Annotated in this window: 9 protein-coding genes; 7 read left to right on the forward strand and 2 right to left on the reverse strand. The window is 74.6% G+C overall.

Annotation, left to right across the window (positions count from 1 at the left end; genetic code table 11):
- Positions 1 to 200: 200 nt before the first annotated feature.
- Both ACFVU9_RS35420 and ACFVU9_RS35425 read right to left on the reverse strand, forming a co-directional pair.
- Entirely contained in the window at positions 201 to 1,022 is an 822-nt protein-coding gene (locus ACFVU9_RS35420) for an ECF subfamily RNA polymerase sigma factor, BldN family (protein ID WP_380446809.1), read from the reverse strand.
- A gap of 583 nt (positions 1,023 to 1,605) precedes the next feature.
- Positions 1,606 to 2,625: an HAD family hydrolase gene (locus ACFVU9_RS35425; RefSeq protein ID WP_380503804.1), complete on the reverse strand. Its 1,020-nt coding sequence runs from the start codon at positions 2,623 to 2,625 to the stop codon at positions 1,606 to 1,608.
- Between the two features lie 118 nt (positions 2,626 to 2,743).
- Between ACFVU9_RS35425 and ACFVU9_RS35430 the strand changes: the two genes are divergently transcribed.
- The 7 genes from ACFVU9_RS35430 (at position 2,744) to hemB (ending at position 10,160) form a co-directional block, all read left to right on the forward strand.
- Positions 2,744 to 3,028 (forward strand): glutaredoxin family protein, encoded by a 285-nt coding sequence (locus tag ACFVU9_RS35430; protein ID WP_363656471.1) that lies wholly within the window; start codon positions 2,744 to 2,746, stop codon positions 3,026 to 3,028.
- A 179-nt stretch (positions 3,029 to 3,207) separates the two neighbouring features.
- Positions 3,208 to 3,975: a PolC-type DNA polymerase III gene (locus ACFVU9_RS35435; protein ID WP_380503801.1), complete on the forward strand. Its 768-nt coding sequence runs from the start codon at positions 3,208 to 3,210 to the stop codon at positions 3,973 to 3,975.
- A 101-nt stretch (positions 3,976 to 4,076) separates the two neighbouring features.
- Positions 4,077 to 4,970 (forward strand): redox-sensing transcriptional repressor Rex, encoded by an 894-nt coding sequence (locus tag ACFVU9_RS35440; RefSeq protein ID WP_380446775.1) that lies wholly within the window; start codon positions 4,077 to 4,079, stop codon positions 4,968 to 4,970.
- Between the two features lie 25 nt (positions 4,971 to 4,995).
- Positions 4,996 to 6,336 carry a glutamyl-tRNA reductase gene (locus ACFVU9_RS35445; protein WP_380503798.1) on the forward strand — a complete coding sequence of 447 codons (1,341 nt, stop codon included), beginning with the start codon at positions 4,996 to 4,998 and terminating at the stop codon, positions 6,334 to 6,336.
- Positions 6,337 to 6,377: 41 nt separating this feature from the next.
- Positions 6,378 to 7,385 carry a hydroxymethylbilane synthase gene (hemC, locus tag ACFVU9_RS35450; protein ID WP_380496638.1) on the forward strand — a complete coding sequence of 336 codons (1,008 nt, stop codon included), beginning with the start codon at positions 6,378 to 6,380 and terminating at the stop codon, positions 7,383 to 7,385.
- A gap of 73 nt (positions 7,386 to 7,458) precedes the next feature.
- Positions 7,459 to 9,108: a uroporphyrinogen-III synthase gene (locus tag ACFVU9_RS35455; RefSeq protein WP_380446767.1), complete on the forward strand. Its 1,650-nt coding sequence runs from the start codon at positions 7,459 to 7,461 to the stop codon at positions 9,106 to 9,108.
- A 71-nt stretch (positions 9,109 to 9,179) separates the two neighbouring features.
- Entirely contained in the window at positions 9,180 to 10,160 is a 981-nt protein-coding gene (hemB, locus tag ACFVU9_RS35460) for a porphobilinogen synthase (protein ID WP_380446765.1), read from the forward strand.
- Positions 10,161 to 10,253 lie beyond the last annotated feature (93 nt).

A 10,253-nucleotide genomic window follows, 5' to 3' on the forward strand; every position in this document is an offset into this window, starting at 1 on the left:
GACCTTCCGCGGGGGGGCGGCTTCCAATTGGCCCACCGCGGGGGGGGGGGGGTCGTTAACCCCCTACTTACCTTCGCCCCCCCCTTACCCCCGCCGGTGTGGGCCCGCCACCGGTGGTGACGGACCGACGGCTCGGGCCCGGTGGGGTATCTCCCCGTCGGCGCCGCACGCGGCCGCCGCTGCCCGCACGGCCGTGCGCCTCATCGCGCGTCGGGCGGGAGCAGGCGGGCCAGGGTGCGGACGGCCCGGTACTGCAGCGTCTTGATGGCGCCCTCGTTCTTGCCCATGATCCGCGCCGTCTCGGCCACCGAGAGCCCTTGCAGGAAGCGGAGCGTGACGCACTCCTGCTGCTGCGGGTTGAGCCGGCGCACCGCGTCGAGCAGGGCCGCGTTGGAGAGCGACTCCAGGACCGACTCCTCCGGGCTGCGCTCGCACTCGTTGGAGTCGAGCATCTCGCCGGTGGTGACCTCCAGCCGGAAGCGGCTGGACTTGAAGTGGTCGGCGACCAGGTTGCGGGCGATCGTCACGAGCCAGGCGCCGAAGTCGCGGCCCTGCCAGGTGAAGGTGCCGATCCGGCGCAGGGCGCGCAGGAACGTCTCGCTGGTGAGGTCCTCGGCGGTGGCCCGGCTGCCGACCCGGTAGTAGATGTACCGGTAGACGGTGTCCGAGTAGTGGTCGTAGAGGCGCCCGAAGGCCTCGCTCTCGCCGGCCTGGGCCCGCTCGACCAGCTCCATGATCGGGTTGTGCTCGGTCTCGTAGCCCGGGGTGGGCGCGGTGCGCGTCCGGCTGCGGCCGACGCCGGTGGTGCCGGTGCGGCCGCGGGAGCCGGTGCCGGCCGAGCCGGCCGCGGTGGTGCGCAGCGCGAGCCCGGGGGCCGGCTGGGGCCCGAGTGCCGCCCCGGCCGGGACGAGCTGGGGCGAGACGGCGAGCTGGCTGAGGAGCAGGCTGCGCAGCAGGTCGAGGCCGGTGGAGATCTGCCGGGTGGTGACCGGGCGACCGCGGAGGCCGGTGCGGGGGCGCAGGGGCGCGGACGACGGGCGGGAGGGTGCAGGCGCGTCGTTCCGGACGGGTGGGTACACGGGACTCCCAGAGGCAGAACTGTGGACGGATCACCTCCGCCTGCGCGGAGAGCACGCCACCATGGCCCGTTCGGACGGGGCGGTCGGGTGACGCGCATCCAGGAGAGAATAACGCTTTGTGCAATGACAGCTACACCGTGTGGTCGAAGTGGTCGCTTGGGATCCATTTCGCGTGCATATTCGGCTGACACTGACCGATCGTGTCACCGTTCATCCGGCCCAACGTGACCGAACGAGCGCTCAGGGTGACCAATTCGGCGGTCCGGTGGGCGGTTTCCCTGCCTTGGGGCTCGGTAATCGCCGACTTTCCCGGTCTGGCGAACGATCAGAACCGGTCAGCGGGTATCAGGTTCGGGCAGCGGGGTCGGACGGCCCTGCCGTGGACCGGAGTTCGCCCGTACGAGGGGCCAGGTCAGCGGCCCTGTTGACGTCTGGTCACCCATGAAGGGGAAGGCCGTGCGAGGGAGTTCGGAGCGGCTCCGACGGCAACTCGCGCGCGTCGGGGAGTGGCGGAACGTGCGCGGGATCACGCGCGGCGGCGCCGCCGGTGCAGCGCGACCCCGGCGGCCGTCGCGCCCGCGAGCACGCCGAGCGCGGCCGCGGCCGGCAACCCGATCCTGGCCGCCTTCCGCCCGGTGCGGAAGTCCCGCACCCGCCAGCCCTGGGCGCGCGCGTGCCGGCGCAGCGCGCCGTCCGGGTTCACCACGTACGGGTGGCCGACCAGGGAGAGCATCGGGATGTCGTTGGCCGAGTCGCTGTACGCGGCGCAGCGGTCGAGGTCGAGCCGCTCGCGTCTGGCGAGCGCGGAGACCGCGGCGGCCTTGGCGGGGCCGTGCAGCAGCTCGCCGACCAGCCGGCCGGTGTAGAGCCCGTCGCGGGCCTCGGCGACGGTGCCGAGCGCTCCGGTCATGCCGAGCCGCCGGGCGATCACCCGGGCCACCTCCAGCGGGGCGGCGGTGACCAGCCAGACCCGCTGGCCGGCGTCGAGGTGCATCTGGACCAGGGCGCGGGTGCCGGGCCAGATCTTGTCGGCGACGACGTCCTCGAAGACCTCCTCGCAGAGTGCCTCCAGCTCGGCGGTGGCCTTGCCGGCGACGAGGCCGAGCGCGGTGTGCTGGGCGTCCGAGATGTGGTCCGGGTCCTCGGCGCCGTGCAGCCGGAACCAGGCCTGCTGCCAGGCGAAGCGGGCGATGTCGCGGCGGGTGAGGAAGCCGTGGCGGTACAGGCCGACGCCGAGGTAGAAGATCGCGGCGCCGCGCAGGATGGTGTTGTCGCAGTCGAAGAAGGCGGCGGCGTGCGGGTCCCCGGGCTCGGGGGTGTGGTTGCCTGCGGGTGCCTTGGGGGCCTTCCCGGGCCTGCCGGTGGCCGCACCGGGGGCCGTGGTGGGTGCGCCGGGGGTGTCGGCGGCGGTGTCCGCGAGGGCTCCGGCCGGCTCGGGCTCGGCGCGCAGGGCGGCCTCCGCCGCCTCGGCCGCGGCCTCGCCCGCGAGGGCGGTCAGCTCGGTGGTGGGGCGCCTTGCGCGGGTGAGCCTTCGGAGCACGGCCATGTCATCGAGCATAGCCAGCCGGGCGCGCAGCGGCCGTGACGGCGGCGTGCCCGTGCGGTGAACAGAGCGCTGCGCGGCCGGGCGCGGGGCCGCCGCGGGCGGGGCGGACAATGGCCGGGTGAGCCCACTGCTGCGACGTGACAAGAGCCCGAAGCCGTCCCCGGCGGACCGTACCGTGACCCTGGTCGGCAAGCCCGGGTGCCACCTGTGCGACGACGCCCGGGAGGTGATCGTCCGGGTGACGGGGGAGCTGGGCGCGGCCTTCGAGGAGAAGGACATCACCCAGGACGAGGAGCTGTACCGGCTGTACTGGGAGCAGATCCCGGTGACGCTGATCGACGGCCGCCAGCACGACTTCTGGCGGGTGGACGAGCGCCGCCTGCGCGCCGCGCTGGGCGGCTGACCCCCCTCCGCCGCCTTTTCCCGGGCTCTGGCCGTTCCCCCCCCCCCGCCGACCGGCGGGGGCGAGTCGCCGAATCGTTGCCAAACCCACTCCGAACCGGCGATGTCGGAGCGTGTTCGTCGGCTTACGATCGAACTCGTTTGCGCCCGTGGGGGGCTGAGCACACGAGGAGTGCCGCCATGCTTCCCGGTCCCACCCCCGCGCCCTCCGAAGCCCCGGACGGTGCCGGGGCCCAGGGCTTCGCCGTGGTGGACGTGGAGGCGACCGGCCGGAGCCCGTGGCGGCACCGGGTGGTCGAGATCGCGGTGGTCCTGCTGGACGGCGAGCTGCACCCGGAGGGCGAGTTCGCGACCCTGCTCGACCCGCTGGGCCCGGTCGGCCCGACCCACGTGCACCGCATAAGCCAGGCGGACGTCGAGGGCGCCCCGCGCTTCCGGGAGATCGCGCCGCGGCTGCTGGAGCTGCTGGCCGGCCGGGTGCTGGTGGGGCACCACGTGAGCTGCGACCACGCCTTCCTGGACCGTGAGTTCGCCCGCATCGGCGTGCCGCTGCCGCCCGTCCCGCTGCTGTGCACGATGCGGCTGGCCCGCGCGCTCCTGCCGGAGGCCCGCGGCCACGGCCTGGCGGCCTGCGTGGAGGCGGCCGGCCTCGGCTGGTACCCGGCGCACACCGCGCTCGGCGACGCCCGGGTGACCGCCGAGCTGCTGCGCCACTGCGTGGGCGTCCCGGGCGGCCCGCCGGACGACCTGGCGCCGGACGACCTGGCGGGGGCGCTGCGCGAGGCGGCCCTGGTGCCGTGGCCGCGGCTGGGCCGGGCCCGTTCCCGCCCGTCCGGGGCGGCCGTCCCGCTGCTGCGCCGGGAGGCGCCGTACGGCCCGTGGCTGCCCGGGGTACCGGCCCCGGCCGTGGTCCTGACGGACTGCGGTGCTATGGGTTCGACGGCGTGATGCGCATCACTGTGCGGGGACAAATCGGACACCATCTTTGTGCACACGTTCACAAACGCATAGCCTGGCTGCCAAAGCCCAGCTTCACCCACAGGAGCACCGTGGCAATCGGCCGATCACCACAGAGCAGTTCGCAGACGCCCGACCAGGGCGCCACGCGCCGACCCTCGCGTGCCCGGGGCATCCCGGAGGCGACCGTCGCCCGCCTGCCCCTCTACCTGCGGGCCCTCACCGCGCTCTCCGAGCGCTCGGTGCCGACCGTCTCCTCCGAGGAGCTGGCCGCCGCGGCCGGGGTCAACTCCGCCAAGCTGCGCAAGGACTTCTCCTACCTCGGCTCCTACGGCACCCGCGGTGTCGGCTACGACGTCGAGTACCTCGTCTACCAGATCTCCCGCGAGCTCGGCCTGACCCAGGACTGGCCGGTCGTCATCGTCGGCATCGGGAACCTCGGCCACGCCCTCGCGAACTACGGCGGCTTCGCCTCCCGCGGTTTCCGGGTCGCCGCCCTGCTGGACGCCGACCCGAACGTCGTCGGTTCCACGGCGGCCGGGCTGCCGGTGCGCCACATGGACGAGCTGGAGTCGATCGTCGAGAGCCAGCACGTCTCGATCGGTGTCATCACCACCCCGCCCGGTGCCGCCCAGCAGGTCTGCGACCGCCTGGTCGAGGCCGGCGTCACCAGCATCCTCAACTTCGCCCCGACCGTGCTGACCGTCCCGGACGGCGTGGACGTGCGCAAGGTGGACCTCTCCATCGAGCTGCAGATCCTGGCCTTCCACGAGCAGCGCAAGGCCGGCGAGGAGCCCGACCGCACCGAGTCGGTGCTGGACCGCGCCCCCGGCCCGGTCCGCGCCGCGGCCGCCAAGCTGCGCCGCGCGGCCGGCGGCAACGGCAAGGGCCGCGCCGAGACCACCGCCAAGGACCAGGCCGAGCAGGCCAAGGGCAAGCCGGCCAAGGGCGGCGAGGGCGATCTGTCCGCGGTGATGCCCGCATGAACACGAAGATCTGTGGGGGGCGGGCGTGAGTCTTCTCGTCGTAGGACTGAGCCACCGGACGGCCCCGGTCGGCGTGCTGGAGCGCGCCGCGCTGACCGGTGACGCGCCGACCCGGCTGCTGCACGACGCCGCGGCCACCGCGACCGTCGCCGAGGCCGCGCTGCTCAACACCTGCAACCGGATCGAGCTGTACGCGGACGTCGACAAGTTCCACGCCGGCGTCGCCGAGCTGTCCCTGCTCCTGGCCCACCACAGCGGCGTGGACCTGGAGGAGCTGACCCCCCACCTCTACGTCCACTACGAGGACCGCGCCGTCCACCACCTCTTCTCGGTGGCCTGCGGCCTGGACTCGATGGTCGTCGGCGAGGGCCAGATCCTCGGCCAGCTGCGCGACGCGCTCGCCAAGGCCCAGGAGGAGCACACCGCCGGGCGCGATCTGAACGAGCTGTTCCAGCAGGCGCTGCGGGTCGGCAAGCGGGCGCACAGCGAGACCGGCATCGACAAGGCCGGCCAGTCGCTGGTGACCTTCGGCCTGGAGCAGGTCGCGGCCGGCGCGGGCGAGATCGCCGGCAAGCGGGCCCTGGTGGTCGGCGCCGGCTCGATGAGCTCGCTGGCCGCCGCGACCCTGGTCCGCTCCGGCGTCACCGACCTGCTGGTCGCCAACCGGACGCCCGCGCGCGCCGAGCGCCTGGTCGAGATCCTCGGCCCGGGCGTGGCCCGCACCCTCGACCTGGCCAAGGTGCCGCAGGCGCTGGCCGACGTCGACCTGGTGATCTCCTGCACCGGCGCGGCCGGCGTGGTGATCCGCACCGAGGACGTCGCCGCCGCGGTCGCCCTGCGCCGGGCCGAGCAGCCGCTCGCCCTGCTGGACCTCGCGATGCCGCGCGACGTCGACCACGCGGTGCACGAGCTGCCCGGCGCCCTGCTGGTCGACCTGGAGAGCCTCTCGCACGCGCACGCCGCCAGCCCCGGCGCGGGCGACGTGGACGCCGTCACCCGGATCGTCGCGGACGAGGTCACCGCGTTCGGCGCCGCCCAGCGGGCCGCCCGGATCGCGCCGACCGTCGTCGCGCTGCGGTCGATGGCCTCCGACGTCGTCGCCGCCGAACTCGGCCGGCTGGACTCCCGGCTGCCCGACCTGGACGAGCGCTCGCGCGCCGAGATCACCCAGACCGTCCGGCGGGTCGTCGACAAGCTCCTGCACGCACCCACCGTGCGGGTCAAACAACTCGCCGCCGAGCCCGGCGGCGCCTCCTACGCGGACGCCCTGCGCGAACTGTTCGACCTCGACCCGGCGGCCGTGCACGCCGTGTCGGGCACGCCCGTCGGCGGCCGGCCCCAGCCCTCGGGCGGGAGCGCCGGATGAACCGTCAGCCATCCCACGAGTACCACCGGGACGATCACCTCATGAATGGTCAACCGATCACGGAGCAGGCTCCGGCCGCCCCCGCCCTGCGGCTCGGCACCCGGCGCAGCGCGCTCGCCATGGCCCAGTCGGGCATGGTCGCCCGCGAGGTGACCAGGCTCACCGGGCGCGCCGTCGAGCTGGTCGAGATCACCACCTACGGCGACACCTCGCGCGAGGCGCTGGCCCAGATCGGCGGCACCGGCGTGTTCGTCTCCGCGCTGCGCGACGCGCTGCTGGAGGGCCGGATCGACTTCGCCGTGCACTCGCTGAAGGACCTGCCCACCGCCGCCCCCGAGGGCCTGGTGCTGGCCGCCGTCCCCGAGCGCGAGGACGTCCGCGACGCCCTGGTCGCCCGCGAGGGCCTGGCCCTGGACGAACTGGTGGAGAAGCTGGCCGGCGCCGGCCGCCCGGCCCGGATCGGCACCGGCTCCCCGCGCCGGATGGCCCAGCTGAACGCCTGGGCCGCCGCCCGCGGCGCCGCCCTGGAGACCGTCGCGATCCGTGGCAACGTGGACACCCGGATCGGCTATGTCACCAAGGGCGAGCTGGACGCCGTGGTGCTCGCCACCGCGGGCCTGAACCGGCTCGGCCGCAGCGCCGAGATCTCCCAGCACCTCGACCCCGAGCTGATGATCCCGGCCCCCGGCCAGGGCGCGCTCGCCATCGAGTGCACCAGCGCCGACACTGACCTCGCCGCCGCGCTCGCCGCCCTCGACCACGCCCCCACGCGGGTCGAGGTGGCCGCCGAGCGGGCGCTGCTGGCCGCCCTGGAGGCCGGCTGCTCGGCGCCGGTGGCCGGGCTGGCCACCTGGGGCCGGCCGAACGAACTGCGGCTGGAGGGCGTGGTCGGCACCACCGACGGCGCCACCCTGCTGAAGATGTCCGCCAACGGTCCGATCGTCCTCGACGAGACCGCCGAGCAGCAGGCGACGGCCCTCGGCCGCGCGCTGGCCGCCCGGCTGCTCGACGCGGGCGCGGCCGCCCTGATGGGGGAGCGAGCCCGATGAGCGAGCGAAGCGAGCGAATCATGAAGAGTTGCGCGTTTCGCGAAGAGACCGCCGAGCGCAGCGAGGTGGGCGCATGAGCCCCACCGCCGCCACCGACATCCCGTTCCCGGGCGGCCAGTCCGCCACCGGACGGTGCACCTTCCTGGGCGCGGGCCCCGGGGACCCGGGGCTGCTGACCCTGCGCGCGGTCGAGGTGCTGTCCTCGGCCGACGTCCTGGTCGCCGATCCGCTGACCGCCGCCGCCGTGCGCAGCCACTGCCCGGCCGGAGTGCAGGTGCACACCCCCGGCGCCGAGGGCGTCGAGCTCGACCTGGCCAAGCTGGTCGCCGAGGCCGTGCGGGCCGGCAAGCACGTGGTCCGCACCGTCGACGGCGACCCGGGCCTGGACGGCTGCGCCGCCGAGGAGATGCTCAGCTGCGCGGGCGACGGGATCGCCTTCGAGGTGATCCCGGGCGTCGCCCAGTCGGTCGGCGTGCCGGCCTACGCGGGCGTCCCGCTGCGCGGCTCCGCCGGTGCGGACGTGCGCTTCGTCGACGGCGCAGCGCTGCTGGCCGGCGGCCCGGTCGACCTGGGCGCGCCGGAGACCACCCTGGTGGTCCGCACGACGCTGGGCCAGCTGCCCGCGACCGCCGCCGCACTGGTCTCCAACGGCCGCAAGCCGGAGGCGGCGCTGAGCGCGACGCTGTCCGGCACCACCACGCGCCAGCGCACCTTCACCTCGACCCTGTCCGGCATCGCGGCCGACCTGAAGGCCGCCCGGGTGCTGCCCTCGCCGGTCTCGGCCCCGGTCGACCCGGCCACCTCGGTGATAGCCGTGGTGGGCGAGCAGGTCGCCCACCGCGCCTCGCACTCGTGGTTCGAGACCAAGCCGCTGTTCGGCTGGAACGTCCTCGTGCCGCGCACCAAGGAGCAGGCCCACGGCCTGTCCGAGCAGCTGCGCTCGTACGGCGCGGTGCCGCAGGAGGTGCCGACCATCGCGGTCGAGCCGCCGCGCACCCCGCAGCAGATGGAACGGGCCATCAAGGGCCTGGTGACCGGCCGCTACGAGTGGATCGCGTTCACCTCGGTGAACGCCGTCCGCGCGGTCCGGGAGAAGTTCGAGGAGTACGGCCTGGACGCCCGCGCGTTCGCCGGCATCAAGGTCGCGGCGGTCGGCGAGACCACCGCGCAGGCCCTGGTGGACTTCGGCGTGAAGCCGGACCTGGTGCCCTCCGGCGAGCAGTCCGCGGCCGGCCTGCTGGAGGACTGGCCGCCCTACGACCCGGTGTTCGACCCGATCGACCGGGTGCTGCTGCCGCGCGCCGACATCGCCACCGAGACCCTGGTGGCCGGCCTGGTCGAGCTCGGCTGGGAGGTCGACGACGTGACGGCGTACCGCACGGTGCGCGCCTCGCCGCCGCCGGCCGAGACCCGCGAGGCGATCAAGGGCGGCGGCTTCGACGCGGTGCTCTTCACCTCGTCCTCGACCGTGCGCAACCTGGTCGGCATCGCCGGCAAGCCGCACAACGTCACCGTCATCGCCTGCATCGGCCCGGCCACCGCGAAGACCGCCGAGGAGCACGGCCTGCGGGTCGACGTGATGGCCCCGGCCCCGTCGGCGGCCGCGCTGGCCCAGGCGCTGGCAGACTTCGGGGCCAAGCGCCGCGACACCGCGACCGCTGCCGGTGAGCCGGTCTACCGGCCCAGCGAGCGCCGCCCGGGCTCGCGCCGCAAGGCCCGCTGACCCCTGTCCGGGACCCGGGGGCGGCGATCCCGTCGCCCCCGGAGCTGCACCACCGTTCGGAGAGAGAAGCCGTGTCCGCTGAATTCCCGTACGTTCGCCCCCGCCGGCTGCGCCAGAGCCCGGCGATGCGCCGTCTGGTCGCCGAGACCCGGCTGCACCCGGCGGAGCTGATCCTGCCGCTGTTCGTCCGCGAGGGCGTCAGCGAGCCCGTCCCGGTCGGCTCGATGCCGGGCGTCGTCCAGCACACCCGGGACACCCTGCGCAAGGCCGTGGTCGAGGCCGCCGAGGCCGGGGTCGGCGGCGTCATGCTGTTCGGCGTCCCGCTCGTGCAGGACGCGATCGGCAGCGAGGGCACCAACCCGGACGGCATCCTCCAGCAGGCGATCCGGGACGTCGTCTCCGAGGTCGGCGACTCCCTGGTGGTCATGTCCGACCTGTGCCTGGACGAGTACACCGACCACGGCCACTGCGGCGTGCTGGCCGCCGACGGCAGCGTGGACAACGACGCCACCCTGGAGCGCTACGCCGAGATGGCCCGGGTCCAGGCCGACGCGGGCGTCCACCTGGTCGGCCCGTCCGGCATGATGGACGGCCAGATCGGCGTCGTCCGCCGGGCGCTGGACGAGGCCGGGCACCAGGACACCGGCATCCTCGCCTACACCGCCAAGTACGCCTCGGCCTTCTTCGGCCCGTTCCGCGAGGCGGTCGGCTCCTCGCTCAAGGGCGACCGCAAGGCCTACCAGCAGGACCCGGCCAACGCCCGCGAGTCGCTGCGCGAGCTGGAGCAGGACCTCGCCGAGGGCGCGGACATGGTGATGGTCAAGCCGGCCATGGCCTACCTGGACATCCTGCGCCAGGTCGCCGACGCCTCGCCGGTCCCGGTCGCCGCGTACCAGGTGTCCGGGGAGTACGCGATGGTCGAGGCCGCGGCGGCGAACGGCTGGATCGACCGGGAGCGGATGATCATGGAGACGCTCACCTCGATCCGCCGGGCCGGCGCCCAGCAGATCCTCACCTACTGGGCGGTCGAGGCCGCCGCGATGCTCAAGTAGCCGTCGTTACCCGCCCGCTCGCCTCCGGGCGCGCCCTTCGGCTCGGGGCGGGGACGGCGGAAGGCCGGGCCCCCTCCCCGCGAGGAGGGGGCC

The sequence above is a fragment of the Kitasatospora sp. NPDC057936 genome (assembly GCF_042887525.1).
GTDB lineage: Bacteria > Actinomycetota > Actinomycetes > Streptomycetales > Streptomycetaceae > Kitasatospora.